25 protein-coding genes are annotated in these 26915 nt (G+C 67.3%); 21 read left to right on the top strand and 4 right to left on the bottom strand.

Annotated elements, in window-relative coordinates; genetic code table 11:
* The first annotated feature begins 142 nt into the window (after nt 1-142).
* The 5 genes from rplM to EV641_RS05435 all read left to right on the top strand — a co-directional run bounded on the left by rplM (nt 143) and on the right by EV641_RS05435 (nt 4394).
* The gene (rplM, locus tag EV641_RS05455) at nt 143-586 is read left to right on the top strand and encodes a 50S ribosomal protein L13 (RefSeq protein ID WP_054714919.1); all 444 of its coding nucleotides are present in this window, start codon (nt 143-145) and stop codon (nt 584-586) included.
* Nucleotides 583-1101, top strand: a complete 519-nt coding sequence (gene rpsI / locus EV641_RS05450) for a 30S ribosomal protein S9 (RefSeq protein WP_132471053.1) — start codon at nt 583-585, stop codon at nt 1099-1101. Before rplM ends, rpsI begins: the two co-directional genes overlap by 4 nt.
* Nucleotides 1102-1262: 161 nt before the next feature.
* On the top strand, nt 1263-2600 hold the full coding sequence (glmM, locus tag EV641_RS05445; protein ID WP_132471052.1) for a phosphoglucosamine mutase: 1338 nt from the start codon (nt 1263-1265) through the stop codon (nt 2598-2600).
* 109 nt (nt 2601-2709) lie between these two features.
* A complete protein-coding gene (locus EV641_RS05440; RefSeq protein ID WP_132471051.1) occupies nt 2710-3039 on the top strand; it encodes a hypothetical protein in 330 nt (109 codons plus the stop codon).
* Nucleotides 3036-4394: a hypothetical protein gene (locus tag EV641_RS05435; protein WP_132471050.1), complete on the top strand. Its 1359-nt coding sequence runs from the start codon at nt 3036-3038 to the stop codon at nt 4392-4394. The genes EV641_RS05440 and EV641_RS05435 overlap by 4 nt, the downstream gene beginning before the upstream one ends.
* A 10-nt stretch (nt 4395-4404) precedes the next feature.
* Here EV641_RS05435 and EV641_RS05430 read toward each other — a convergent pair whose 3' ends face one another.
* Nucleotides 4405-5253: a hypothetical protein gene (locus EV641_RS05430; protein ID WP_132471049.1), complete on the bottom strand. Its 849-nt coding sequence runs from the start codon at nt 5251-5253 to the stop codon at nt 4405-4407.
* Between the two features lie 139 nt (nt 5254-5392).
* Between EV641_RS05430 and glmS the strand changes: the two genes are divergently transcribed.
* The 8 genes from glmS (at nt 5393) to tsaD (ending at nt 13780) form a co-directional block, all read left to right on the top strand.
* Complete coding sequence (gene glmS, locus EV641_RS05425) at nt 5393-7258, top strand: glutamine--fructose-6-phosphate transaminase (isomerizing) (RefSeq protein WP_132471048.1); 1866 nt, start codon at nt 5393-5395, stop codon at nt 7256-7258.
* A 69-nt stretch (nt 7259-7327) separates the two neighbouring features.
* Nucleotides 7328-8785, top strand: coding sequence for an NAD(P)H-hydrate dehydratase (locus tag EV641_RS05420; protein ID WP_132471047.1), 1458 nt, complete (start codon nt 7328-7330; stop codon nt 8783-8785).
* 67 nt (nt 8786-8852) lie between these two features.
* Complete coding sequence (alr, locus tag EV641_RS05415) at nt 8853-10025, top strand: alanine racemase (protein ID WP_241996870.1); 1173 nt, start codon at nt 8853-8855, stop codon at nt 10023-10025.
* A complete protein-coding gene (locus EV641_RS05410; protein ID WP_132471045.1) occupies nt 10022-11080 on the top strand; it encodes an alpha/beta hydrolase in 1059 nt (352 codons plus the stop codon). The genes alr and EV641_RS05410 overlap by 4 nt, the downstream gene beginning before the upstream one ends.
* The gene (gene tsaE / locus EV641_RS05405) at nt 11046-11537 is read left to right on the top strand and encodes a tRNA (adenosine(37)-N6)-threonylcarbamoyltransferase complex ATPase subunit type 1 TsaE (protein ID WP_132471044.1); all 492 of its coding nucleotides are present in this window, start codon (nt 11046-11048) and stop codon (nt 11535-11537) included. Before EV641_RS05410 ends, tsaE begins: the two co-directional genes overlap by 35 nt.
* Nucleotides 11538-11586: 49 nt before the next feature.
* Nucleotides 11587-12258, top strand: a complete 672-nt coding sequence (gene tsaB / locus EV641_RS05400; protein WP_132471043.1) for a tRNA (adenosine(37)-N6)-threonylcarbamoyltransferase complex dimerization subunit type 1 TsaB — start codon at nt 11587-11589, stop codon at nt 12256-12258.
* Nucleotides 12255-12737 carry a ribosomal protein S18-alanine N-acetyltransferase gene (gene rimI / locus EV641_RS05395; RefSeq protein WP_054720539.1) on the top strand — a complete coding sequence of 161 codons (483 nt, stop codon included), beginning with the start codon at nt 12255-12257 and terminating at the stop codon, nt 12735-12737. Before tsaB ends, rimI begins: the two co-directional genes overlap by 4 nt.
* A gap of 14 nt (nt 12738-12751) precedes the next feature.
* On the top strand, nt 12752-13780 hold the full coding sequence (tsaD, locus tag EV641_RS05390; protein ID WP_054720541.1) for a tRNA (adenosine(37)-N6)-threonylcarbamoyltransferase complex transferase subunit TsaD: 1029 nt from the start codon (nt 12752-12754) through the stop codon (nt 13778-13780).
* Nucleotides 13781-13805: 25 nt separating this feature from the next.
* Here tsaD and EV641_RS29395 read toward each other — a convergent pair whose 3' ends face one another.
* Entirely contained in the window at nt 13806-15512 is a 1707-nt protein-coding gene (locus tag EV641_RS29395; protein WP_132471042.1) for an Hsp70 family protein, read from the bottom strand.
* A 314-nt stretch (nt 15513-15826) separates the two neighbouring features.
* Here EV641_RS29395 and groES point away from each other — a divergent pair, with 314 nt between their 5' ends.
* Together groES and groL are read left to right on the top strand one after the other, a co-directional pair.
* Nucleotides 15827-16129, top strand: a complete 303-nt coding sequence (gene groES / locus EV641_RS05380) for a co-chaperone GroES (protein ID WP_006550071.1) — start codon at nt 15827-15829, stop codon at nt 16127-16129.
* A gap of 87 nt (nt 16130-16216) precedes the next feature.
* Complete coding sequence (groL, locus tag EV641_RS05375; protein ID WP_132471041.1) at nt 16217-17833, top strand: chaperonin GroEL; 1617 nt, start codon at nt 16217-16219, stop codon at nt 17831-17833.
* A 157-nt stretch (nt 17834-17990) separates the two neighbouring features.
* Here groL and EV641_RS05370 read toward each other — a convergent pair whose 3' ends face one another.
* Nucleotides 17991-18284 carry a WhiB family transcriptional regulator gene (locus tag EV641_RS05370; RefSeq protein ID WP_054719026.1) on the bottom strand — a complete coding sequence of 98 codons (294 nt, stop codon included), beginning with the start codon at nt 18282-18284 and terminating at the stop codon, nt 17991-17993.
* Between the two features lie 535 nt (nt 18285-18819).
* Between EV641_RS05370 and EV641_RS05365 the strand changes: the two genes are divergently transcribed.
* The 3 genes from EV641_RS05365 to EV641_RS05355 all read left to right on the top strand — a co-directional run bounded on the left by EV641_RS05365 (nt 18820) and on the right by EV641_RS05355 (nt 21445).
* Nucleotides 18820-19722: a hypothetical protein gene (locus EV641_RS05365; RefSeq protein ID WP_132471040.1), complete on the top strand. Its 903-nt coding sequence runs from the start codon at nt 18820-18822 to the stop codon at nt 19720-19722.
* 123 nt (nt 19723-19845) lie between these two features.
* Nucleotides 19846-20424, top strand: coding sequence for a sigma-70 family RNA polymerase sigma factor (locus EV641_RS05360; RefSeq protein ID WP_132471039.1), 579 nt, complete (start codon nt 19846-19848; stop codon nt 20422-20424).
* Nucleotides 20417-21445 (top strand): anti-sigma-D factor RsdA, encoded by a 1029-nt coding sequence (locus EV641_RS05355; RefSeq protein ID WP_132471038.1) that lies wholly within the window; start codon nt 20417-20419, stop codon nt 21443-21445. The genes EV641_RS05360 and EV641_RS05355 overlap by 8 nt, the downstream gene beginning before the upstream one ends.
* A gap of 136 nt (nt 21446-21581) precedes the next feature.
* Here EV641_RS05355 and EV641_RS05350 read toward each other — a convergent pair whose 3' ends face one another.
* On the bottom strand, nt 21582-21992 hold the full coding sequence (locus tag EV641_RS05350; RefSeq protein WP_054713782.1) for a DUF5319 domain-containing protein: 411 nt from the start codon (nt 21990-21992) through the stop codon (nt 21582-21584).
* 243 nt (nt 21993-22235) lie between these two features.
* Here EV641_RS05350 and guaB point away from each other — a divergent pair, with 243 nt between their 5' ends.
* The 3 genes from guaB (at nt 22236) to EV641_RS05335 (ending at nt 26913) form a co-directional block, all read left to right on the top strand.
* Nucleotides 22236-23759: an IMP dehydrogenase gene (gene guaB, locus EV641_RS05345; protein ID WP_054713793.1), complete on the top strand. Its 1524-nt coding sequence runs from the start codon at nt 22236-22238 to the stop codon at nt 23757-23759.
* A gap of 71 nt (nt 23760-23830) precedes the next feature.
* Nucleotides 23831-24970 (top strand): GuaB3 family IMP dehydrogenase-related protein, encoded by a 1140-nt coding sequence (locus tag EV641_RS05340; protein WP_132471037.1) that lies wholly within the window; start codon nt 23831-23833, stop codon nt 24968-24970.
* 197 nt (nt 24971-25167) lie between these two features.
* Nucleotides 25168-26913 carry a GMC family oxidoreductase gene (locus tag EV641_RS05335; RefSeq protein WP_132471036.1) on the top strand — a complete coding sequence of 582 codons (1746 nt, stop codon included), beginning with the start codon at nt 25168-25170 and terminating at the stop codon, nt 26911-26913.
* Nucleotides 26914-26915 lie beyond the last annotated feature (2 nt).

Raw genomic sequence — 26915 nt, 5'->3', positions numbered from 1 at the left:
CGGGTATTGTGTGCGATCGGCGTGTCGCACGCTGTCGTAGCCATGTGCACGGCAAGCGTCGTCTCTCGGGTCTCAACTGGCCGCCGAGGACGACTATGCGCGGCGCGCGGGCCAGCAGCGAAACGATAGACGAGGAAGATCTGTGTCTACGTACACACCGAAAGCCGGCGACGTGACCCATCAGTGGCACGTCATCGACGCCACCGACGTGGTGCTCGGCCGCCTCGCGGTGCAGGCAGCGAACCTGCTCCGCGGCAAGCACAAGCCCACCTTTGCCCCGCATGTCGACGGTGGTGACTTCGTCGTCATCATCAACGCCGACAAGGTTGCCATCTCCGGCAACAAGCGCGAGGGCAAGTTCCTCTACAGCCACTCCGGTCACCCGGGTGGTCTCCGCGCTCGTTCGGTGGGCGAGGTTCTCGAGAAGAACCCCGACCGCCTCGTGGAGAAGGCCGTCACCGGCATGCTCCCGAAGAACAAGCTCGGCCGCGCCATCGCCAAGAAGCTGAAGGTGTACGCGGGCCCGAACCACCCCCACGCCGCGCAGCAGCCGGTGCCGTTCGAGATCAAGCAGGTGGCCCAGTGACGGCGCCGGAGGAGCAGAACGTGAACCCCGAAGAGTACGCCGACAACGTCGAGGTTGCCGCGGACGAATACGTGGTCGAGGAGGTTGCCGAGGAGTTCGTCGAGGCACCTGTCGAGCCGATCGTGTTCGATCGCCCGATCCAGACCGTCGGTCGCCGTAAGGAGGCAGTCGCTCGCGTCCGCCTCGTGCCAGGCAGCGGCAAGTTCGTGCTCAACGGCCGCACCATCGAGGACTACTTCCCGAACAAGGTGCACCAGCAGCTCGTGAAGTCGCCGCTGGTAACCGTCGAGCGCGGCGAGTCGTTCGACATCCACGCGCGTCTGCACGGCGGCGGACCGTCCGGCCAGGCCGGCGCTCTGCGTCTCGCCATCGCGCGTGCGCTGATCGAGGTCACCCCCGAGGATCGTCCGTCGCTCAAGCGCGCCGGCTTCCTCACGCGTGACCCGCGTGCGACCGAGCGTAAGAAGTACGGCCTCAAGAAGGCCCGTAAGGCACCTCAGTACTCCAAGCGCTGATGTGTTGCCGACGCTGACCCTGTCGGCCTCGGCATCTGTTCGACCACGAGAGCAGGCGTCGGTAGAGAATCACTACCGGCGCCTGCTTTCGTGCATTCTGATTCCGGTGACAGTGCTCGTGGGGGGCCTGTCTTCGAAGACTCGACGTGAAGGACGTGTGTATGGCCCGGTTGTTCGGCACGGACGGGGTTCGCGGTACGGCGAACGGCGGACTGACTGTGGAATTGGCGATGCAACTCGCCGGCGCGGCGGCGACCGTGCTGGCGCCCGGCGGTGAGGGGCGTCGTCCGGTCGCAGTGGTGGGTCGCGATCCGCGTGCCAGCGGCGAGATGCTCGAAGCCGCCGTTACTGCGGGACTCGCCGCGGCGGGTGTCGACGTCGTGGCTGTCGGCGTACTGCCGACACCGGCAGTCGCATACCTCACCGGTGAGTACGCCGCGGATCTCGGCGTGATGATCTCGGCGTCACACAACCCCATGCCGGACAACGGAATCAAGATCTTCGCCGCGGGCGGTCACAAGCTCGACGATGCCGCCGAGGACCGGATCGAGGCGGCACTGCACGACGGAGTGACTCCGGCGCGTCCGACCGGGGCCGGAGTGGGCAGGGTGCGGACTGCCGCCGCCGCTGCAGACCGCTATCTGGCGCACCTCGCGAGCGCGACGAGCGTGTCGCTCGACGGTGTCACGGTCGTGGTCGACTGCGCGCACGGCGCCGCGTCGCACGTCGGTCCCGCCGCCTACGCCGCCGCAGGCGCCACCGTGATCGCGGTGAGCGCCGAGCCGGACGGCCTCAACATCAACGACGGCTGCGGGTCCACACACCTCGATTCCCTGCGGAAGGCCGTGGTCGAGCACGGTGCCGACCTCGGGCTCGGACACGACGGCGATGCGGACCGCTGCCTCGCTGTCGATGCGTCCGGCGCGGTCGTCGACGGAGACGCGATCATGGCGGTGCTTGCACTGAGCATGCGAGACCGCGGCGAGCTGCGGGAGAACACTCTCGTCGCGACCGTCATGAGCAATCTGGGCCTGCACCTGGCGATGCGTGAGTCCGGCATCGAGGTCGTGACCGTCGGTGTCGGCGACCGGTACGTGCTCGAGGAACTGCGTCGCGGCGGCTTCTCCCTCGGAGGCGAGCAATCCGGGCACATCGTCTTCCCCGCGCACGGCACGACCGGTGACGGCGTCCTGACCGGCCTGCGGTTGATGGAACGGATCGCAGCGACCGGAACGTCACTGGCAGACCTGGCCGCGGTCATGCGATCACTCCCACAGGTCCTCGTCAACGTCCCTGTATCCGACAAAGTAGCGGTCGCTGCGGACCGCGCGGTCGCGGATGCTGTGGCGGAAGCCGAACGGGAACTCGGCGACGCCGGGCGAGTGCTGCTCCGCCCGTCCGGCACCGAACAGCTCGTGCGAGTCATGGTCGAAGCGTCGGAGGACACTCACGCACAGGCGGTTGCCGATCGCCTCGCCAAGGTCGTCGCCGGCATCTGAATGATCGCCGTCCACGGGCGGATCGATTCTTTTCGTCGAAGGGGAACCGGATCGTCCGGCGGTGCGTCCAACTCTGTGACGGTGTCGACCGACACGTGAAGGAGCGGACGTGGAGCCACGATCCGAACTGTATTTCGACGGCGCAGCGGTCCGGACGGTCGCGTCCGCGGTGACCGGCTCCGCGGTGGCCGCGGACCGGGCATGCCGCCGTGCCCTCGGCGCCCTGGAGTTCGGCCCGGGGTGCTCCGGGGAGACGTATCGATCGCGCGGGGTCGCCGTCGAAGACGGGTACCGCCGCCTGCGGCGTGCCCTCGGCGAGTGGACTGCGGCGACCAACCGGTATTCCGACGCAGCCGCAGAAGCAGCGCGCGGTTACCACGACCAGGAGCAGGCCACACTCGACGCACTGCGCGACACCCGGACAGAACTCGCTCGGTGAGTTCGCGCGTAGGTCTGGCCGAGCTGCTCGATGCCGGTGCACGCGGATTGGACTTCTTCGCCGCATACCTTCCGCGTGCCCACCGGGTAGGCATTGCCGGGCGGGTCACCGTCGACGGTTTGCGCGGACGCTACGACGAGCAGATCGGGCTCGACGTGTCGGTACTCGCGGACGACGCGGCGGTGCTGACCCGACTCGTGGCCGATCTGGAGGGTCGAGTCGAGGAACAGACGGACGGGGTACGCGCAATGCGTTCCGCGTGGCGCGGTGATGCCGGTGACCTTGCCCGCGACGATCTGGATCGAGCCGTGCAGCGCGGTGCGATGCTGTACGAGTCGGTGCATGCGCTGGCCCGGGCATGTGCAGGTGCCGTCGACGGAATTACCCGAGCGGTCAACGAGAAGTCGTCTGCGATCGGACGGTTCGCGGACATGTCGGTCGACGGCCGGACCCCCGAGGACATCGACGCGATCATTGCGGGCGCGCGCGGCGACACCGACGGCCCCACCGCCGAGCAGGTGGCGCTGTGGTGCGCGGAAGCCGGCACGCCCGCGGCAGGTCCTGACGGCGTCGCCGCGTGGTGCGCGCGATGGCTGCACGAGGTGTTCGCACCGACGATCAGGGCACGAATCGATCGGTTCATCGAGGTGTGCGATATCGCCGACGCCGCGGTCGACGACCACCTCGCCGCGGTTGCCCGGGCGTTCGACCTGCTGGACGCACCGACATCGGCACCCGAGTCGGTGAGGCAGCCCGGTAGTGGTTCCCGCGGCACGACCGACACCGCCGGCGGACAGGACGACGTCCTGCGAGCAACGGCCGATCTCGTCGGCGCCGGGCGAGATCTCGTCGAGGCCGTCGCGGATCTGACCGGGGCGGTGGCCGATCTGGCGACGACAGCGGCGGAGGGAGCGACAGCCTTCACAGAGGCCGTCACGTCCGGGATCTTCCGGCCGAGTGTCGAAGAAGTCGCACCCCCACCGCTCGCACCTCAACCGGTGGCGCCTCAATCGGTCCCGGAGTCGCCGGTCCCGGCGGCACCGACCGGGTTCGTGCCGGATTCGCGAGAGCCCGCCCCTGCTTCTCCTCCGGCGGCCACACCCTCGGAGCCCGTACCTTCGGCGCGTGCGCCCTCGGGGACCGATTCGCCCGTGATACTGCCCGCGGAGAGCGCGCCGTCGGAGGATGCGGGGCCACCGTCCGGCCCGGTAGTCGCTCAGGCACCCGCCGGGGGCCGCGGAGCCGACCGTCGTTCGGGAGCGACCGCGGGCGCAGCGACCACCGACCCGGGCGACGCAGGGAGGCCCAGGGACGACGGAGACGGAGTCGTGCTGGCCGAGGCCGGTCCGCTGTGACTCGCGGCGCCTAGCTGCTGAGCAGCTTGTTGATCCGGCTGCCGAGATCCTGCTCGACCAGAGAGGGATCCGTGATCACGGTGGAGCCGGGGATCTCGGTGGTGGGATCGGCGAATGCCGCGTAGGTCTTGTCGTCGGTGAGTCGATCCAGGAGGAATCCGGTCAGCAGTGCCCGGGTGCGTTCCTGTGTCTTCCGCTCTGCGCCACCGAACCCGAGTGCGCCGAGCAGGCGGCGGCCTTCGACGAGCCCTTGGTCGTCGGCGCCGTCGACGATTCGCAGTTGTACGTCCCCGTCACCCCACTTCTGGGCCACCGACACCGCGTCGCTGTTCATCGATCCGAAACTCTTCTCTCCGACGAGCACCAGCCCGGGTACCTCGACGCGAGCTGCGGCGTCGGCTGCGGACGGGGTGGTGGGGGCGGGGTAGAGCGCCGCGACAGCGCCTACCCTGCGTTGCGCCGCACCCAGGATCGCGGCACCGGCGCCGAGGCCGTGCCCGACGAGGGCCAGCCGGCGCGGGTGCACGCTGATGCGACCGGTGCCCAGGCGGACACCGGTACAGATATCGAGGGTGGTCAGCAGATCGGTGGCGAATCCGATGGAGGAGGGGACAGGCCCGCGTTCGGTGCCGGGCGCTGCAGCAACGATCCCCCAGGACGCGAGGTGCTCGAGCAGCCCCGAATACTTGCTGATCCCGGTCAGCCAGCCGTGACCGAACGCCACCGCAGGAAGGTTGAAGCCCTCCGCTGGGGTGTAGACGATGCCGGGGAGACCGGCGAGCGCGAGGTCGCCGCGCAGCACCGTGTGAGGGCCGCGCTTCGAGAGTTGCCGAGCCAGGGATTTCGGGTTCGCCGCCACGGCGAGAACGTTAGCCGATCGATGTGGGAGACGGGTGCGGTGATCGGGATGGGCGTGCCGCAGTTGTCCTGTGTAGCGCTCGCCACCTGGTCACCAGCGCGTTATCGATGAGCCGAGCGTGCCAAGTACCCTGCTAACCATGTGCGGAATCGTGGGGTATGTCGGGCACCGCCGTGCCCTCGACGTCGTGGTGGAAGCCCTTCGGCGGATGGAGTACCGAGGGTACGACTCGGCCGGTATCGCCGTCCTCGACGGCGCCGGTGGGCTCGCTGTCGAACGTAAGGCCGGTCGGCTCGTGAACCTCGAAGCGGAACTCGCCGAGATCGGTGAGGACCGCTTCGCCGGCACGGCCGGAATGGGGCACACGAGGTGGGCGACGCACGGTCGCCCCACCGACCGCAACGCGCATCCGCATCGCGATGCCAGCGGCCGGATCGCGGTGGTCCACAACGGCATCATCGAGAACTTCGCGCCGCTCCGCGCCGAACTCGAAGCGGCCGATGTCGAACTCGAATCGGACACCGACACCGAGGTCGCGGTACATCTGATGGCCCGCGCCTACGCCGAGGGACCCACGGCCGGTGATTTCGTGGAGAGTGCCCGCAGTGTGCTTCGCCGCCTCGAGGGCGCATTCACGCTGGTGTTCGTGCATGCCGATCATCCCGGGACGGTCATCGCGGCCCGCCGCTCGACGCCGCTGGTCGTCGGTGTCGGGGACGGAGAGATGTTCATCGCCTCGGATGTGGCGGCGTTCATCGAGTTCACCCGCAACGCCGTCGAGCTGGGCCAGGACCAGGTCGTGGTGATCACGAAGGACTCGTACGAGGTCACCGACTTCGACGGCAACACCGATGTGCCGACGCAGCCGTTCACGATCGACTGGGATCTCGCGGCCGCGGAGAAGGGCGGCCACGACTACTTCATGCTCAAGGAGATCGAGGAGCAGCCCACCGCGGTCGCCGACACGTTGCGCGGGCATTTCGTCGACGGCCGGATCGTGCTCGACGAGCAGCGTCTGTCGGATCAGGAACTGCGCGACATCGACAAGGTGTTCGTCGTCGCGTGTGGCAGCTCGTATCACTCGGGTCTGGTCGCGAAGTACGCGATCGAGCATTGGACGCGGCTGCCGGTGGAGGTGGAGCTGGCTTCGGAGTTCCGATACCGGGATCCGGTGCTGGACCGGTCGACGCTGGTCGTGGCGATCTCGCAGTCGGGGGAGACCGCGGACACGCTCGAAGCAGTGCGGCACGCGAAGGATCAGAAGGCGCGGGTGCTGGCGGTGTGCAATACCAACGGCGCGCAGATCCCGCGTGAGGCGGATGCGGTGTTGTACACGCGGACCGGTCCGGAGATCGGGGTGGCGTCGACGAAGGCGTTCCTGGCGCAGATGGCGGCGAACCTGCTGGTGGGGTTGGCGTTGGCGCAGGCGCGGGGTACCAAGTATCCCGATGAGGTGGCGCGCGAGTATCAGGATCTCGAGGCGATGCCCGCGAAGATCGAGCAGTTGCTGCTGGGGATGGAGCCGGTGCGGGAGTTGGCGCGGGAGTTGGCGGCGTCGCCTGCGGTGCTGTTCCTGGGTCGGCATGTGGGGTATCCGGTGGCGCTCGAGGGTGCGCTCAAGCTCAAAGAGCTGGCGTACATGCACGCGGAGGGTTTCGCTGCCGGTGAGCTCAAGCACGGGCCGATCGCGTTGATCGAGGACGGGTTGCCCGTCATCGTCGTCATGCCCTCACCCAAGGGGCGTGCCGTTCTGCACAGCAAGTTGCTCAGCAACATTCGGGAGATCCAGGCCCGTGGCGCGGTGACCGTGGTGATCGCGGAGGAGGGTGACGAGACGGTGCGTCCGTTCGCGGATCACCTCGTGGAGATCCCGGCGTCGCCGTCGTTGCTTCAGCCGTTGTTGTCGACGGTGCCGTTGCAGGTGTTCGCGGCGGAGGTCGCGCAGTCTCGTGGTTACGACGTGGACAAGCCCCGTAACCTCGCCAAGTCCGTCACTGTGGAATAGATCCGTCACTGTGGGATAGAGCACCACAGAGCCACGAAAGCAGCACAGGCCGAGCGACCGGGAGCCCCGATGCGCAGCTACTACCAGTGTGAGCAGATCCGCGCCGCAGAAGCGCCGCTCCTGGCGTCCCTGCCCGTGGGCACGCTGATGCGCCGAGCGGCATACGGGCTCGCGCGCATTGTGGCCGAGGAGCTCCACACGCGCACGGGCGCCGTCGCGGGCCGGACGGTGACCTTGCTCGTGGGTTCCGGTGACAACGGCGGCGACGCGCTGTGGGCCGGAGCGTTCCTGCGTCGGCGCGGGGTCGCGGTGACAGCAGTGTTGCTCGCCCCGGATCGCACGCATCCCGGGGGGCTCTCAGCGCTGCAAGCCGTCGGGGGCCGCACCGCATCGGCGATACCCGAGCATCTCGGTGATCCCGACCTCGTGCTGGACGGCATCGTCGGAATCTCCGGCCGCGGTTCGCTGCGCCCGGCAGCAGCCGCTCTCGTCGACGCGATCACCGCGCCGATCGTCGCGATCGACACCCCGAGCGGTGTCGACCCGGATACCGGCGTGGTCGACGGTCCGGCAGTGACCGCGGCTCTCACGGTGACGTTCGGCGCCCGGAAACCCGTGCATGTCCTCGCGCCTGCCCGATGCGGTCGCGTCGAACTGATCGACATCGGTCTCGATCTCCCGCCCGCCGACCTGGTGTCGGCGGAGCCTGCCGAGCTGGGCGCGATCTGGCCGGTGCCCGGGCCCGACGACGACAAGTACAGCCAGGGCGTGGTCGGCATCGTGGCAGGCAGCGCGCAGTATCCGGGAGCAGGGGTGCTGTGCACGGGAGCGGCGGTGGCCGCGACCTCCGGAATGGTGCGCTACGTCGGTAGCGCGGCAGCGGAGGTGCTCGCCCGCTTTCCGGAGGTCGTCGCGGCCCCGACATTCGACGCTGCGGCCCGGGCGCAAGCATGGGTGGTCGGGCCGGGCGGTGGCACCGACGTGCAGGCGGAGAAGACGCTGCGCGACGTTCTGGCGACCGATCTGCCGGTACTCGTCGACGCCGACGGCCTGACGATCCTCGCGCGCAATCCGTCACTCGTGCGGGGTCGATCCGCGCCGACACTGCTGACCCCGCACGCCGGGGAGTTCGCGCGGCTCACCGGCAGCGACCCGCATCCGAACCGGGTCGTGGCCGCGCGGCGACTCGCCGCCCAATGGCAGGTGCACGTGCTGCTCAAGGGCCGCGCGACGCTCATAGCCCGACCCGACGGGCATACGTTCGTCAACGACGCAGGCGGGTCGTGGGCGTCGACTGCGGGCGCTGGAGACCTCCTGGCCGGGATCGTGGGAGCGTTGATGTCGTCGGGAATGCCGATCGACCTGGCTGCGGCTGCGGGAGCACGCGCGCACGCACTTGCCGCGAATCTCGCAGCGCGCGGTGAGGGCGGCGAGAGTTCCGGAACCGCACCGGTATCGGCGAGCAGCATTGCCGACTATCTCCGCGCCGCGGTGCGGATTCTGCGGACCCACGCATCCGAATCGTAATCGGACACACCCGGGCTCCCCGACGGCACCGATCGCCTCGGTGGCAGGATCAATACATGTGACCGCCCTGCAACGCACACCGTCCACCGGCCGCCGATCGCTTCCCCAAGCGGAAGCGATCATCGATCTGGACGCGGTCGTACACAACGTCAGGCGCCTTCGGGACTACGCAGGGGACGCCGCGGTCATGGCGGTGGTCAAGGCCGACGCCTACAACCACGGTGCCGTCCCTGTCGCCCGCGCCGCGCTCGCGGCAGGCGCCCGTGAACTGGGTGTCACCACGCTCGCGGAGGGGCTCGAGCTGCGCGCTGCCGGAATCGATGCGCCGGTGCTGTCGTGGTTGCACACGGTCGATGCCGATTACGCGCCCGCGATCGCAGCCGGAATCGAACTCGGTGTGTCGTCGTCGCGGCACCTCGCGGCCATCGTCGCCGCGGCGGAGAGCATCGGTGAAACCGCCGTCATCACGGCCAAGGTCGACACCGGACTCAACCGCAACGGTGTGGCACGCGACGAATGGCCAGAATTCGTGCGGGACGTCGCCCGCGCGCAGGCGGCCGGAGCGGTGCGGCTCCGCGGATTGTTCTCACACCTCGCCCACGGCGACGAACTCGGCCACCCCGAGATCGATTCACAACGCGACAGGCTCCACCAGGCAGCCGATGACCTGCGGCGTGCGTCACTGCCTCCGGAAGTTGTTCATCTGGCGAATTCTGCAGCCACCGTCACCCGTCCTGACCTGCGATTCGACATGGTTCGGCCCGGGATTGCGATGTACGGGCTGACGCCGATCCCCGAGCAAGGCGATTTCGGGTTCCGGCCGGTGATGACACTGCGAACAAGGGTGGCGCTCGTGAAGAAGGTCTCGGCAGGTGCGGGGGTGTCCTACGGGCACCGCTGGATCGCCCCTGCCGACACGACCGTGGCGCTTCTGCCGATGGGGTATGCCGACGGGATCCGACGCAATCTCAGTGGCCGAATCGACGTTCTGCTCGGCGGACGCCGACGTCCCCAACTGGGCCGGGTGTGCATGGACCAGGTCGTCGTCGACCTCGGCCCGGACGGCGGGGGAGTACAGGAGGGCGACGAAGCGTTGTTCTTCGGTGACGGACGTCTCGGAGAACCGGGTGCCCAGGACTGGGCCGAGCTCCTGGACACGATCAACTACGAGATCGTGACCGGGATCGGTGGCCGAACCGTCCGCACGTATGTAGGTGGCGAAGGAGGCGAGTTGCGATGACGCTGATGGGTCGAATGGGTCTGTTGGGCGCGAGCCTGGTGACGCTCGCATCATCCGCGGGGCTGTACGCCGTGCGGAGCGCCGGCATGCCTGCGCACGAGCTGTATCGGGATGAGGACTTCGACGCCGTTCTCCGTCTGCCGAAGCGGATCGTCATGACAGATGACGGCGTCCCTCTCGTCGTGCGTGAATCCGGATCGTCACGTGCTCCGCTGACCGTCGTCTTCGTTCACGGCTATTGCTTGCGCATGCAGTCGTGGCATCTGCAGTATCGGCACGTGCTCGAGCGGTGGGGCGAGGACGTCCGGATGGTGTTCTACGACCAGCGCGGCCACGGTGAATCCGGTATGCCCGACCCCAAGTCGTGCACCATCGCTCAACTCGGACGCGACCTCGGCCGGGTCATCGACGAGACGACCCCCGGCGGGCCGGTCGTGGTGATCGGCCATTCGATGGGCGGCATGACGACGATCGCGCTCGCGTCGCAGCGCCCCGATCTGTTCGAGTCCCGGATCGTGGGTGCGGGGCTGCTTGCGACCACCGCGGCGGGTCTCAACCGGACCGGGCTCGGCCGGAACCTCGAGAACCCCGTCATCGACGCGTTCCGATATGCCGCGCGTACCGCGCCCGGATTCGTGCAGGCGGCACGCGGTATGGCGCGTGCGGTCGTCACGCCGATACTGCGCGCGGCGTCGTACGGGACAGTGGTCAGTCCGCGCCTCGTCGAGTTGTCCGATCGGATGCTCGACGAGACCTCGGTGGTGACAATCGTGAACTTCCTGCGCACCCTCGAACTACACGACGAATCCGCTGCGCTGTCCGTGCTGGGTTCGGTGCCGTCGCTCGTGCTCTGTGGCGACGCCGACATGGTGATCCCGTTCGCTAGCTCCGAGAAACTCGCCGAGGCGCTCCCCGGTGCCGAACTCAAGCGGGTCCGCGGCGGTGGACATCTCGTGCAATTCGAGTTCCCGGAGGTCGTCAACCGCGCGATCGACCGGCTGATCCAGCGAGGCTTCGCACATGACATCTCGACGAGGCGAGCCGCAATTGTCTGACTCCGCACGCCACATCGAATTGCCGACCGTCGAGGACACCGAGGCGTTCGGGCGCCGACTGGCCCGAGACCTCCGCGCCGGTGACCTCGTAGTACTCGACGGCCCACTCGGGGCAGGCAAGACCGCGTTGACGAGGGGGCTCGCAGCCGGCCTCGGGGTGCAGGGCCGTGTGACGTCGCCGACGTTCGTGATCGCCCGCGAACACCGGCCGGGGCCGCGTGAAGGTGCGCCACCGGTGGGTCTGGTCCATGTCGATGCGTACCGACTGGGCGACGGCCCGAACGCCCTCGACGAACTCGATGCACTGGACCTCGACACCGACCTCGGTGCGGCCGTCGTCGTGGTCGAGTGGGGCGGAGGGCTCGTCGAGAAGCTCACCGACCGGCACCTGCGGGTGCGATTGCGTCGTGATCCCGAGTCCGATGTGCGCCGGGCGGAATGGGCCTGGGTCGACTGACCGGCGCTGAGGTCCTGGCAGGACTGCGAACCGGGTATCCTGGTGAATCGTGCTTGTGCTCGCCGTCGATACCTCAACACCCGTCGTGACCTCGGGTCTCGTCCGACTCGGCAGTGGGGGAGACGCAGCCCACATCTCCACGGTTGCCGTGCGTCTGACCGACAATCCCCGGGCCCACGCAGAGATCCTCACCCCGCAGATCCTCGAGTGCTTCGACGAGTCCGGATGCGTACCGGCCGACCTCGACGCGATCGTCGTGGGTGTCGGACCGGGGCCGTTCACCGGACTGCGCGTCGGCATGGTCACCGCCGCGGCATTCGGCGACGCCCTCGGGGTTCCGGTCCATGGTGTCTGCAGCCTCGATGCGATCGCGCAGGACGTGCACGGTGAAGCACCCGACGGCGGCGATCTGCTCGTGGTCACAGACGCCCGGCGTCGTGAGGTGTACTTCGCTCGGTACGACGGATCCCGGCGTCGTGTCGAGGGGCCCGATGTCCGCAAGCCCGCGGACGTGCCGTCGGCGCCCTCGCAACGGGTCGCGGGGTCGGCCCAGCATGCCGCCCTGTTCGAACTTCCCGCGGCGCCCGTGTACTCGCCATCACCCGCAGGTCTGGTCGCCGCGGTCTCGGCAGATCTGCGCGCGGGAGCTACTCCGGAGCCGCTGGTGCCGTTGTACCTGCGACGCCCCGACGCCGTCGCGACAGCGGACCGTCGCGCATGAGCACGCCGCTCATCGACGCACTCCGCGGCGACGACGTGGACCGATGTGCAGAACTCGAAACCGTGCTGTTTCCCGGAGACGACCCGTGGAGCGCCGAGGCGTTCCGTTCAGAACTCGCCGCGCCTCACAACCACTACGTTGCTGCACGGGACGAGTCGGGGACACTTCTCGGTTACGCCGGACTCGCACGACTCGGCACCGGAATCGAACCGGAGTCCGAAGTGCACACGATCGGTGTCGACCCCGGCGCGCGGCGGCGCGGGATCGGTAAGGCCCTGCTGACCGAACTGTTGCGTGTCGCGGATCGGTGGGGTGGTCCGGTGTTCCTCGAGGTCCGCACCGACAACGACGCGGCGATCGCGTTGTATCGGCGTGAGGGTTTCGAGGTCGTGGGGATGAGGAAGCGTTACTACCAGCCCAGTGGGGCCGATGCATTCACCATGCGTCGCCCCGATCGGCGAGAGGAGCCACGACAGTGACCGGACCTATTGTGATGGGGATCGAGAGCTCGTGCGACGAAACGGGCGTCGGTATCGTCCGTTTCGTCGGTGATGGCACCCTCGAGCTTCTCGCCGACGAGGTGGCCTCCAGCGTCGACGAGCACGCCCGCTTCGGTGGTGTGGTGCCGGAGATCGCATCCCGCGCACACTTGGAGGCGATGGTGCCCACGATGCAGCGGGCCCTCGCCTCGGCCGGTATCGCCAAGCCCGACGCGGTATGCGTCACGATCGGTCCCGGTTTGGCGGGTGCGCTCCTCGTCGGAGTTGCCGCAGCCAAGGCCTATGCAGCAGCGTGGAACGTCCCCTTCTATGCGATCAACCACCTAGCCGGTCACGTCGCCGTGGACACACTCGAACACGGACCGATGCCGCCGTGTGTCGCGCTGCTGGTCTCGGGCGGACACACCCATCTGTTGCACGTCCAGGACCTCAGCAAGCCGATCGTCGAACTCGGCACCACCGTCGACGATGCGGCGGGGGAAGCATTCGACAAGGTCGCGCGACTGCTCGGACTCGGTTATCCCGGGGGCCCGGAAGTCGATCGACTCGCAAGAGAAGGAGACCGGACCGCTGTGGTGTTCCCTCGCGGTATGACCGGTCCGCGAGATGCCCGCAACGACTTCTCGTTCTCCGGGCTCAAGACGGCCGTGGCGCGGTTCGTCGAAGCGAAGGAACGCGCCGGCGAGGCCGTGCCCGTCGCTGATGTCGCTGCCGGCTTCCAGGAGGCCGTGGCCGACGTACTCACGATGAAGGCGGTGCGAGCGGCTCGTGACGTCGGTGTCGACACGCTGGTGCTCGGCGGGGGTGCGACAGCGAACACGCGGTTGCGTGAGCTCGCCGAGGAGCGCTGCGCGGAAGCAGGCATGGCCCTGCGCGTGCCCCGTCCGCGGTTGTGCACCGACAACGGCGTGATGATCGCAGCTCTGGGCGCGCATCTCATCGCGGGTGGAGCGACCCCGTCTGCCCTGTCCGTGGGGACGGATCCAGGACTGTCGGTGTCGGTGGCGCAGGTGTCGGCCTGATTCTCGGCCGACAGGGCGACGACTCCTAGCCGGTCGTCGTCGGGGCATCCGAAGCGGAGGTATCCGAAGTCGGGGTGTCCGAGGTTGCCGGATCCTCGCTGGTGCTGCTCTCGGTCGCCGATCGCTCCTCGATGGTCGCCGTCGGCGAGTTCAGTTCGGGTGACGTGGTCAGCGCTGGGGTGGACGGCTCAGGTGTGATGCCCGGTTCCGGCTCGGTTGTGTCTGTGGGGTCGGTCGGGGTTGTAGGGTCTGTGGGTTCCGTCGGGTCCGTGGGGTCGGTGGGGTCGGTGGGGTCGGTGGGGGTTGTGGGTTCCGTCGGGTCCGTGGGGTCGGTCGGTTTCGTGGGATCTGTCGGACTCGTGGGGTCCGTTGTGACTGCGGGGTCGGTCGGGTCCGTGGGGGTCGGTCGCGGCGACGTCGTCGAATGCCATCTGTCGGTGGTTTCGTCGGGTGCCGCTTCGAGCGTCTGCACCTGATCGATCGGGGTCGGGGTGGCCGTGGGGTTGTCGCTCGACACCGGGATATCCGTCCGAGGAACGGTGGACGGAGGTGGTGTCGGAAGTGGCGCTCCGTCGAGGTCGCCGTCGGTGGTCTGTGTCGGTGACAGCGACGGGTCGGGATCGGACGACGGAATGTCGGTCTCCCTCGGGTAGGTCTGCTGCGACGGTTCTTCGGTCACGACGACACCGTTGGTTCCAGCGGGAGACACCGGTGTGCTGGCGGACCGGTCGGTGAACTTGTCGGTCGCGAGTCCTGCGACGACCGCGGCGAGCACGAGTGCCGCGGCCACAGCGCCGGACATGCGTGCTCCGGCCGATGTGGAGGATGCGGTCGCGGAGCCGACGACGTCGTAACCGCCGAAGTGCGCGGAGCCGGACAGGTGCGCAGCGCCCTGGGCGGCCGCGGACGCCGGTTCCGGCACGGTGATGACGTGGCCGTCGAAACTGTCGGTGACAGCGGTGGCCAGCGCCGGAACGGCCGCGGTGCCGCCGACGAGGGCAAGCATATGCGGCCGCGGCAACGACTGGGTCGTGACCTGGCGGGTGAACGCGGCGGCGGTGTCGGAGAGTTCGGTGGCGAGTGCCGCGAGATCGGCGCGCGTCAGGGTGACCGACGCATCGGGCCCGGCTTCGGCAATGTCGATCCGGGTGCGCTCGGAGGTGGTGAGTACTTCCTGGGCGCCCTGGCAGCGTGCTTTCAACAGTGCGGGATCGACCTGCATGCGCGTTCGCATGCGGTTGGTGGCGCGGTGGACGTGGTCGTAGATCACGGTGCCGACCGCATTGCCGCTGATGTCCTCCGTGCGCGCAGATCGCAGTACCGTGCCGGTTTCCTGATCGAGGACCGAGATGGTGGTGCCGGACGCGCCCATGTCGGCGATGGCGATCGAGCCGGCCTCGCTGCGCACTCCGACGGTGCGGAGGTACGCGAGAAGGGCGGTGGTCTCGGGAACGAGTCGTACGAGCTTTCCGCGGCGCTCCGCAGCGGTGCGGATGGCGTCTGCTTGCTCTTCGGTGCGGTAGGCGACAGTGACGGCGTCGGGGATCGGCTGATCCACGACCTGAGTGGTCATCAATGAGATTGCATCGAAGACCAGATCGCCGACATCACGGTGGTGGCCGGAATCGACCGCCAGCCTGCGGTACTCGGACGTGAGCCCGGTGGCAGTGTCGACGAGCAGGGCGGCGCCGACGCCGGAGGCGCCGACGGAGATCCCTAGCGACGTTGGCATTGTTCACCTCTCGTGCGTGACTGGTGACCGTCGCGGCCAGGGTCGCTCGCCGTCGCGGTCACCGAATGGTCACACTCTCGGTTTCCGTTATTGAACCGTAACATGCGGGCAGTCCTGTTCGCTTTCCGCGTGTCAGCACCCGCAGCCCTTGAGCGCTGGCACTCGCGTGTATAGAGTGCTAGTGACACCGAGCGTCGACCCGGCACCCGCGACGACGGGACTACGCGAGGAGTCACTCTGGTGACTGAACAAAACCGAGTTCGAGGACGACGAGAGCCTCGGACCCAAATACCCCTGAAAGTGGAGGGCGCATCGTGGCGAGCGTGAACATCAAGCCGCTCGAGGACAAGATCCTCGTCCAGGCCAACGAGGCCGAGACGACGACTGCCTCCGGCCTGGTCATTCCTGATACGGCAAAGGAAAAGCCCCAGGAGGGCACCGTCGTCGCCGTCGGTCCCGGCCGCTGGGACGAAGATGGCGACAAGCGCATCCCGCTGGATGTCAAGGAAGGCGACGTCGTCATCTACAGCAAGTACGGCGGAACCGAGATCAAGTACGCCGGCGAGGAGTACCTGATCCTCTCGGCCCGCGACGTTCTGGCTGTCGTCGCAAAGTAGGCCGCAACAGTTCCGCCCCGGAGTTCCGTAACGGACCCGGGGCGGAATCCGTTGGGGATCATCCGAACCCAGGAGTAGTCGGAGAACATGTCCAAGCAAATCGAGTTCAACGAAACCGCGCGCCGTGCTCTCGAGCGCGGTGTCGACCAGCTCGCCGACGCCGTCAAGGTAACCCTCGGCCCCCGTGGGCGGCATGTGGTGCTCGCCAAGGCGTTCGGCGGCCCCACGGTGACCAACGACGGCGTGAGCATCGCCCGCGAGATCGAGCTGGAGGATCCGTTCGAGAACCTCGGCGCTCAGCTCGTCAAGAGCGTCGCCACCAAGACCAACGACGTCGCAGGCGACGGCACGACCACTGCGACTGTCCTCGCGCAGGCGCTCGTCAAGGCCGGCCTGAAGAACGTTGCCGCGGGTGCCAACCCCATCTCGCTCGGCGTGGGTATCTCGAAGGGCGCCGAGAAGGTCGTCGAGGCGCTTCTCGCTGCCGCGACCCCCGTCGAGGGAAAGAAGGCGATTGCTCAGGTTGCCACGGTGTCCTCGCGTGACGCGGAGATCGGCGAGATGGTGGGCGAAGCGCTCACCGTCGTCGGTGAGAACGGTGTGGTCACGGTCGAGGAATCCTCGACCCTGAGCACCGATCTCGTCGTCACGGAAGGCGTCCAGTTCGACAAGGGCTACCTGTCGCCGTACTTCATCACCGACGTCGACGCGCAGGAGGCAGTCCTCGAGGATGCCCTCGTGCTGCTGTACCGCGAGAAGATCAGTTCGCTGCCCGACTTCCTGCCGTTGCTCGAGAAGATCGCCGAATCGGGTAAGCCGGTCCTGCTCATCGCCGAGGACATCGAGGGGGAGCCGCTCTCGACCCTGGTGATCAACTCGATCCGCAAGACCCTCAAGGCAGTCGCGGTGAAGGCCCCGTTCTTCGGCGACCGTCGCAAGGCGTTCCTCGACGACCTCGCGGTCGTGACCGCCGGTACCGTGATCAACTCCGACATCGGTTTGTCTTTGAAGGAAGCCGGACTCGATCTGCTCGGCTCGGCCCGTCGCATTGTGGTGACGAAGGACAACACGACGATTGTCGACGGTGCCGGCTCGGCCGAGGATATCGAGAACCGCGCAGCTCAGCTGCGTCGCGAGATCGAGAACACCGATTCCGATTGGGATCGGGAGAAGCTCGAGGAGCGGCTCGCCAAGCTCGCGGGTGGAATCGCCGTCATCCAGGTCGGCGCTGCCACCGAGACCGACCTGAAGGAACGCAAGTTCCGCGTCGAGGATGCTGTCAACGCTGCGAAGGCGGCCGTCGAGGAGGGCATCGTGCCCGGCGGTGGTTCTGCACTCGTGCAGGCGTCGCTGGCGCTTGCCGAGCTCGAGGGCTCGTTGTCCGGCGACGAGGCCACCGGTGTCGCTGTCCTGCGCACCGCCCTCACCGCGCCGCTGTACTGGATCGCCTCGAACGCCGGGCTCGACGGCGCTGTCGTGGTGAACAAGGTTTCCGAGGCGCCCGCGGACCACGGCTTCAACGCGGCCACGCTCACCTACGGCGACCTGATCGCCGAGGGTGTCGTCGACCCGGTGAAGGTGACCCGTTCCGCGGTCGTCAACGCTGCTTCCGTGGCACGGATGATCCTGACCACGGAGAGTGCGGTCGTGGAGAAGCCCGAGCCGGTCGAGGACGATGGGCACGGGCACGGGCACGCCCACTAAGTAGGTCGGGCTCCTCGGGTAGACGCTGAGGGGCACGATGCGCGAAGCCCCGCACGGACTTCTCCGTGCGGGGCTTCTCTGTGTCTCGGTGCCGCCCATCCAGGTACCGGCTGTCAGCCCCGCAGCGGGCGCGAGGGAGCGTCGGCCCGGGCGGCGGTCATACCGCAACCTTGCGGCGATGGTGTCGCGTGTACAACTCGCGTTCGCTCTCCGACATCCCGCCCCAAATGCCGTACGGCTCCGCGACACGGAGGGCGTGCTCGCGGCACTGGATGAGGACGGGGCAGCTCTGGCACAGCTCCTTGGCACGGTTCTCACGTTGGCTGCGGGCGCGTCCACGCTCGCCGTCCGGGTGGAAGAAAACGGAGGAGTCCGCGCCCCGGCACTTACCATGCATCTGCCAGTCCCAGAGATCAGCGTTCGGACCGGGCAGGGTGTGAGGTGCGGGCATGTGCACTCCTTCGCAGCGTGCTCACCTGAACAGGCGAGCGGACCATCGTTCGGAAAGATGTCCCTCCGAGCCGGATCCGAATAATGTCCGGCCTCCTTACCGTAAAAGTGTTATCGATTATTCGTCAATGCCTTCGATCAGTGGCGAAGTCCATAACGAAAGCGGAAAGAATTAACGTCGGAAATATTTACATTGGTCGGCGACCATGATTGCCGTGTGGCCGCACGAGGGGGCCGCACGGTTGTGACCGTGACGAAGTGTCGGACGTGCAGGGCATCTGAGCTGCCCTTATATACGAAATGCGGAGTCCGATGGGCTGTGATATCCGGCGATATCCGACGCGTGACCCCTCGAATTACCGCCCGTAAACGTACATGCAATATGTATGTAATTCACGTTTTGTTCAACTGGATGTCGATTTCGGGACTGGAAAAGTCGTCCGTATCCATTGTTTGGGAATTGTTGCGCTCTCGGTGCGAAATGCTGGAATCCGAGGAATGGGAGACTTTGCAGCGTCGGTGCAATGATTCTCCGTATGTCGATCCTCAGCAACTCGGAATCCGAAATCGGCACGGCACCTCCGTGCGGCGCCGCGTTGTCGTTGCGTGCAGCCGCCTTCGGCGGGAGCCCCGCCCACATACCTTCAGGGACAGTCTCTGTGCTCGAAGAGCACTGGTTGCGTGCGGTCGCACTCGGCGGTCAGGGCCGATACAGTGCCGCCCGCGCAGAACTGGCACTGGTGACTCGGTCGGGCTCACGCGGGGTGTGGGCGTCGCTCGCCGAGAGCACTCGGGCATCGTTGCTGCGGCAACTCGGATGGCACCGCGCTGCGGCAGTGCATGACGGTCGCGCGTTGGCCGCAGTCGCAGGAATGGCCGCCGGTGCCCGCAGCTCGGACCGGGGAGCGCGACTCGCCGAGGCGCGCTGCGACGCGCTGACCGGCCTGGCGGCCGACGCGCTCGGTCGCGGGCGGCTCGCACAGGCACGCCGGCTGCTCGAGCGCTGCTCCGAGATCCTCGCCGGGGCTCGGCCGGGCTGTGACGGGCTGCAGGGGAAAGACAGGTTGTTGCGTCAGCGGATCCGGTTGTCGTGGGTCACGGCGGAAACGGCCCTGGCGTCCGGCGACTTCGAGACCGCGCGTGTGTTCGCGGCCCGTGGTGCCGCAGACTCCGAAACGTTCGGGTCGGTGCGCCACCAAGTGAAGTCCGACCTTCTCCGGGCTGCTGCGCTCACCGATACTGCCGACCTGACTCCGGCCCTCGAGCTTGCGGCCGACGTGTGTGATCGGGCTGCCGTCCACGGGTTGGTTCCGCTGCGGTGGGCGGCATCGATGTTGCTCGTCGGGCTGGGTGCGGGTGCCGATGTCGAGCGTGTGCGTAACGAATGCGCCACGGCCGTGGCGCGTGGTGGTGGCCACTTCGCAACGATCCGGCCCTAGTTCGGTGCCCGCACCCGATGGTTGGTCATGAGGTGTCGTTACTCTGGAGGAGTTCCACTGCCAGGTGGAAGCACGCCCGGTTGGGGGACCGTGCCACTTGTAACGCCAGGACTTGCGCATTCGATGACTGTTATGGGTGAGGAGTTGGGCTCCGCCGTTGCTGCGGCTGCGCAGGGCGATCGGGCTGCTCTCGCTCGAGTACTTGCAAGTATTCGGCCTCTCGTCGTCCGGTATTGCCGGGCGCGGGTCGGATCTGCCGAGCGCGGACAGCTTTCGGCAGACGATGTAGCGCAGGAGGTGTGCCTGGCGGTGATGACGGCGTTGCCCCGTTACCAGGATCAGGGGCGTCCTTTCATGGCGTTCGTGTACGGCATTGCCGCACACAAGGTCGCCGATGCGCACCGCAACTCCGCACGTAACCGTGCGGATCCGGTAGCCGATGTACCCGAGGTGATGTCGCTCGACGACAGTCCCGAGGAACACGCGTTGAACTCGGAAGCGAGCCGGCAGATGAAGGATCTGCTCGGCACGCTGCCCGAGAAACAACGGGAGATCCTCATCATGCGACTGGTCATGGGGATGTCGGCGGAAGAGACGGCGTCTGCTCTCGGGAGTACTGCAGGTGCTATCCGTGTGGCCCAGCACCGGGCCATCGCGAAACTCAAGAAGGAAGTGACGAGAGCAGGTGAGAGGAATGGGTAGGAGGCGCGGCGCGGGGCACGGCATATCCGACGATTTTCCCGACGACGGCACCCCCGTGGACATCGCGGCAGTTCGGCGCGATGACGCCCTCATCGATGCGATCTCCGGCGACGGTCCAGTGGAGACCCAGTCGACCGAGGAGTACGAACTCGCCACAATGCTCGCGGGATGGCGAGCGGAGATCCTGGCAGATCCGCTACCGGCCGGCCCCGATCTCGACGAGGTCGTCGCGGCGGTCAACCGTGAACTCGGCGCCCGTGAGGCGCTGGCTGCGCAACCACCCACGCGTTCCAAGGGCCAGCTTCGGCTCATTCGCCCGCTCGCCGGGGCTGCTGCGCTCATCGCAGCTGCTATCGGTGGTGCTGCCACCGTCTCGTACAGCGCCGAACCGGGAGACGCACTCTGGGGCGTCAAGGAAGTTGTGTTCAGCGAACAGGCGGAGTCGACCATGGCGAGGATCGACACCAGTTCGACCCTGCAGAGGGCCGAGCAACTGATCGCCGAAGGCGAGACCGAGGCCGCGACCGAACTGCTCCGGTCGGCGGAGGTCCGCTCGTCGGACGTCAGGGATGCGGGCCAACGCAACGAACTCGGCGATTGGCTGCAACGGCTCACCGAGGAGATGAACCGTGTCATCCCGGCACTGCCGGTTCCTCCCCCCATTCCGGGTGCGCCACTTCCTCCCGGTCCGGGAGCCGAGGTAGTCCCGTCGGTCCCGCCGAGCACCCCGGGTGCACCGCAGCCGACGGCGCCCGTCGAAACCACGACGAATCCGGAGCCGAGCGTCGATCCGACGATCCTGAACGCGCCTACGTCGCCGGTGGAGACAACCTCCCCGTCTGTGCCGCCGAGCACCGGGACACCCAGCCCGGATAGTTCGACCGGCACGACCCAGCCTGCTCCGACGACCACGGTGTCCGCGCCGGACCCGAGTACGTCGTCCGGTACACAGGGATCGAGCACCGCACAACCCTCGTCGGCCGACCTGGATCTCGACGAGACGACGTCCGGCAGCGCCTGACGTCCAGACCACGGAAAAGCCCGGCAGCGTGAGCTGCCGGGCTTTTCGTCGCTGTGCCGCCCTGGTCGTCAGGAATCGGGGGTCGTCAGGAATCGGGGGTCGTCAGGAATCGGGGGTCGTCAGGAATCGGGGGTCGTCAGGAATCGAGTCCGTAGGGGTCGACCGGCAGGGCTTCGTTCATCGACGCGTCGGCGTACCCGCGGCAGTAGTCCCAGGTGACGTACGCGTCGGGGGACGGGTCGAAGGCCGGCTCGTGGGGGCGGACTGTGCCGTCGACGAGCAGTTGGAGCAGGTTCGCGCGGAGCATGTCCCAGTCGTGGTAATGCTCCTGGTGGCAATCCTCACAGCACACGACGAGGCCGCGGACTCCGCGTGGAGCCAGCAATGCCTCGTACACTGCGAGGTCGGCAAGATCCTCTTCGACCGCGAGTCGTTCGGCAGGGTCCAATGGCTGACCCGGCTCGATCGCGTCCAATGCGGCGGACGGATCGTCGGGATCTCCTGCAAACGGATCCGGTGGCAGACCGGGGGGCAACTGATCACGCACGCCACCACGGTACGCAGATCGAGGGGGTCCGCGCCAGCCGTCCAGCGTGGACACGCCGGTGGACCGACCATAATGGGGAGATCTCGAGCACGCCGACACGGGTTGCGGCGAGTCTCGCGGTTGCCAACAGATACCATGGTCGTCGACGGCTCCGCCATCCATGACGCTGCCGTTTCACACAATCCCACTGCCGGACGGTCCGTCCGTCCGCACCCATCGATCACCACGGAGGGTCCGAACCGCATGAGTAGTACCGGAGGGCACGTGCACACCGGCGGTGACGACCCGAACAAGGTCGCAATGCTCGGTCTGACCTTCGACGATGTGCTGCTGCTGCCCGCGGCGTCGGACATCGTTCCCAGCAAGGTCGACACCTCGAGCCAGCTCACCCGCGAGATCCGACTCCGGATCCCGCTGGTCAGTTCCGCCATGGACACTGTCACCGAATCGCGCATGGCCATCGCAATGGCGCGCGCCGGCGGCATGGGCGTCCTGCATCGCAATATGCCTGCAGAAACGCAGGCCGCGCAGGTCGAGACCGTCAAGCGCTCGGAGGCGGGCATGGTCACCGATCCGGTGACCTGCAAGCCCACCGACACACTCGCCGATGTCGACGCGATGTGCGCGCGATTCCGGATCTCGGGTCTCCCGGTGACCGACGACGCGGGTCAGCTCGTCGGCATCATCACGAACCGCGACATGCGGTTCGAGGTGGATCAGAGCCGCCCGGTTGCCGAGGTGATGACCAGGGCTCCGCTGGTCACCGCGAGTGAAGGCGTGACCGCGGAGGCCGCACTCGGCCTCCTGCGCCGCCACAAGATCGAGAAGCTGCCGATCGTCGACGGACAGGGCAAGCTCACCGGTCTGATCACCGTGAAGGACTTCGTCAAGACCGAGCAGCACCCCAACGCCACGAAGGACCGCGACGGACGGCTTCTCGTCGGTGCCGCAGTCGGTGTCGGCGACGAGGCGTGGTCGCGTGCGATGACCCTTGCCGATGCCGGCGTCGACGTGCTCGTCGTCGACAGCGCACACGGACACTCCGCCGGAGTGCTGTCCATGATCTCGAAGCTCAAGGCCGAGGTCGGCGACCGCGTCCAGATCATCGGCGGCAACGTCGCCACCCGCGAGGGTGCCACCGCGCTCATCGAGGCCGGGGTCGACGCGGTCAAGGTCGGCGTCGGACCCGGGTCGATCTGTACGACCCGTGTGGTCGCGGGTGTCGGTGCTCCGCAGATCACGGCGATCCTCGAAGCCACCGCGGCCGCGAACGCCCTCGGTGTCCCCGTGATCGCCGACGGTGGCCTGCAGTTCTCGGGAGACGTTGCGAAGGCGCTCGCTGCCGGCGCATCCACCGCGATGCTGGGCTCGCTCCTCGCCGGTACCGCCGAATCGCCGGGCGAACTGATTCTCGTCAACGGCAAACAGTTCAAGAGTTACCGCGGGATGGGTTCGCTCGGCGCCATGCAGAGCCGCGGCGAGGCCAAGTCGTATTCCAAGGACCGCTACTTCCAGGACGACGTCCTGTCGGAGGACAAGCTCGTCCCGGAAGGTATCGAAGGCCGGGTTCCGTTCCGCGGACCCTTGCAGCAGGTCACCCATCAGCTCATCGGTGGTCTGCGCGCGGCAATGGGATACACCGGGGCCTCGACCATCGAAGAACTGCAGCGCGCCCAGTTCGTACAGATCACCGCTGCGGGGCTCAAGGAGAGCCATCCGCACGACATCACGATCACTGCCGAGGCACCGAACTACGCTGCCCGCTAGGTTCGGTGCGTTCGCAGTAGGTCCCGTCTCGGTAGACGGGACAACCGCATTCTCACGAGAAAGGGGCGCGCGTGCGCGACCTCGTTGAAATCGGCATGGGCCGGACGGCCCGCCGCACGTACGAGCTGGACGATGTGGACATCGTGCCGTCGCGTCGTACCCGCTCGTCGAAGGAGGTGTCGACGGCCTGGCAGCTCGATGCCTATCGGTTCGACATTCCCGTGCTCGCGCATCCGACCGACGCGCTCGTGTCGCCGGCGTTCGCGGTGGAACTCGGTAGGGCCGGCGGCCTCGGTGTGATCAACGGTGAGGGGTTGTGGGGGCGGCACGCCGATGTCGACGCCGTGATCGCCCGTCTCGTCGACATCGCCGAGAACGATCCGGATCCGAGCGCAGCCATTGCGTACCTGCAAGAACTGCACGCAGCGCCGCTGCAGGCCGATCTGCTGGCTGCGGCCGTCGCGCAGGTGCGCGACTCAGGAGTCACCACCGCGGTGCGCGTGAGCCCGCAGAATGCCCGCGCGTTGACGCCCGAACTGGTCAAGGCCGGTATCGACCTTCTGGTCGTGCACGGCACGATCATCTCCGCGGAGCATGTTGCGCACGGCGAGAGCGAACCGCTCAACCTGAAGACGTTCATCTCGGAACTCGATGTACCGGTGGTAGCGGGTGGCGTGAGTGATCACCGCACGGCTCTGCACCTGATGCGCACGGGTGCGGCGGGCGTCATCGTCGGTTTCGGGTCGACGCACGGAGCCACCACCACGAGCGCATCGCTCGGGATCGGTGTCCCCATGGCCACGGCGATCGCGGATGCCGCTGCGGCTCGTCGCGACTATCTGGACGAGACCGGAGGCCGATACGTCCACGTCATCGCCGACGGTGACGTGGAGACCTCCGGCGACCTCGCCAAGGCGATCGCATGCGGTGCCGATGCTGCAGTGCTGGGTGCGCCGCTCGCCATCGCCGCGGAGGCACCGGGTCGTGGATGGTACTGGCCGTCTGCAGCCGCTCATCCGTCCCTTCCTCGTGGCGCTGCACTCCAGGTCGCCTTCGATGAGCGGCCGAGCCTCGAGCGCGTGCTGACCGGGCCGTCCGACGACCCGTACGGTTCGCTGAACTTCGTCGGTGGTCTGCGACGGGCGATGGCGAAGTCGGGATACTCGGATCTCAAGGAATTCCAGAAGGTCGGGTTGTCGGTGCGCGCCTGACCGATTCCGCCGTGACGTTGTGGCCGGATGTGACAATGTGCGTTGTAGTGCACAGATGTCGCATCCGGCCACTTTTGCCTCGAGTGACCTGCAGTTTCTGCAACCATCCGTAACAGTTAGGATGCCCTTGTGTGCGTAGTCACATGTGGGACATGCATACTGGCCGGTAACAACGCAGGTTCGGCGGAGGTGCTCCAATGGGTAGACAGCGGGTCACGGACTACGACGTTCTGATCGTCGGGTCGGGTTTCGGTGGCAGTGTCACCGCATTGCGACTGGTGGAAAAGGGATACAAGGTCGGCGTTCTCGAGGCCGGCCGCCGGTTCGCCGACGCCGACTTCGCCAAGACCAGCTGGGATCTGAAGCGATTCCTCTGGGCACCGAAACTCGGATGCTTCGGCATTCAGCGGGTCCATCTCCTTCGCGACTGCCTGATCCTCGCCGGCGCGGGCGTCGGCGGTGGATCGCTCAACTATGCCAACACGCTGTACAAGCCGACCGCCGCGTTCTTCCAGGACCAGCAGTGGGCCGACATCACAGACTGGCACGACGAGCTGAGTCCGTTCTACGACCAGGCGCGACGCATGCTCGGCGTCGTGCAGTACCACCGTATGACCGCGGCGGACAAGGTGATCAAGGAAGTGGCCGACGACATGGGCGTGGGCGATACGTTCATCCAGACACCGGTGGGTGTCTACTTCGGTGAACCCGGGAGGACCGTCCCGGACCCGTACTTCGGCGGCGCCGGCCCGGACCGTGCCGGCTGTATCGAATGTGGCGAATGCATGACGGGATGCCGCCACGGAGCGAAGAACACCCTGATCAAGAACTACCTCGGTCTCGCCGAGAGTGCGGGCGCGGACATCCTCCCCATGACCACGGTCACCGATCTGCACGAAGGCCCCGACGGCACGTGGACGGTGCGTACCGAACGCACTGGGGCGTTGGTGCGCAAGGGCAAGCGGACCTTCACGGCATCACACGTCGTGCTGGCCGCCGGAACCTGGGGCACACAGCATCTGCTGCACCACCTCAAGGACACCGGAGCCCTGCCAGAACTGTCCGACCGCCTCGGCGAACTCACCCGCACGAACTCCGAGTCCATCGTCGGCGCGGGCAAACTGAAGGTCGATCCCGAGATGGACCTGACCGACGGCGTCGCGATCACCTCGTCGTTCCACCCCACTTCGGACACCCACATCGAGCCCGTCCGGTACGGCAAGGGCTCCAACGCCATGGGTCTGCTTCAGACACTGATGACCGACGGCGACGGCCCGGTCCCGCGCTGGGTGAAATTCCTGGGCCAAGTCGCGAAGAATCCCGCCAAGATGCTGCGGATGCTCTCTGTGAAGGACTGGAGCGAGCGGACCATCATCGCACTGGTGATGCAGAACCTCGACAACTCCATCACCACCTACACCAAGAAGGGCGTGTTCGGACGACGCAAGGTGACCAGCAAACAAGGCCACGGGGAGCCGAACCCGACGTGGATCCCGGCCGGAAACGAGGCGACTCGCCGGATCGCAGAGAAGATCGACGGTATCGCCGGCGGCACCTGGGGTGAGATCGTCAACATCCCCCTCACCGCGCACTTCCTCGGCGGCGCAGTCATCGGAACCGACCCGGAGCACGGTGTCATCGACCCGTACCACCGGGTGTACGGCTACCCGACGCTGAGCGTCGTGGACGGGTCCGCCATCTCCGCGAACCTCGGAGTCAACCCCTCACTGACCATCGCGGCACAGGCGGAACGTGCGGCGTCGCTGTGGCCGAACAAGGGTGAGCAGGATCTGCGTCCCGCGCAGGGCGAGTCGTACGGCCGGCTGCAGCCGATCGCGCCGAAGAACCCCGTCGTCCCGGAAGGTGCGCCCGGCGCGCTGTCCCTGCCGATCGTCGAGATCACCGGCGGGTCGGGAGCGGCTCGAGAGCCACAACACAGGTGAAC

This window comes from Rhodococcus sp. SMB37 (assembly GCF_004345605.1).
GTDB lineage: Bacteria > Actinomycetota > Actinomycetes > Mycobacteriales > Mycobacteriaceae > Rhodococcus.
The sequence above is the reverse complement of the archived record's forward strand: the minus strand, read 5'-3'. Positions and strand labels throughout refer to the sequence as shown.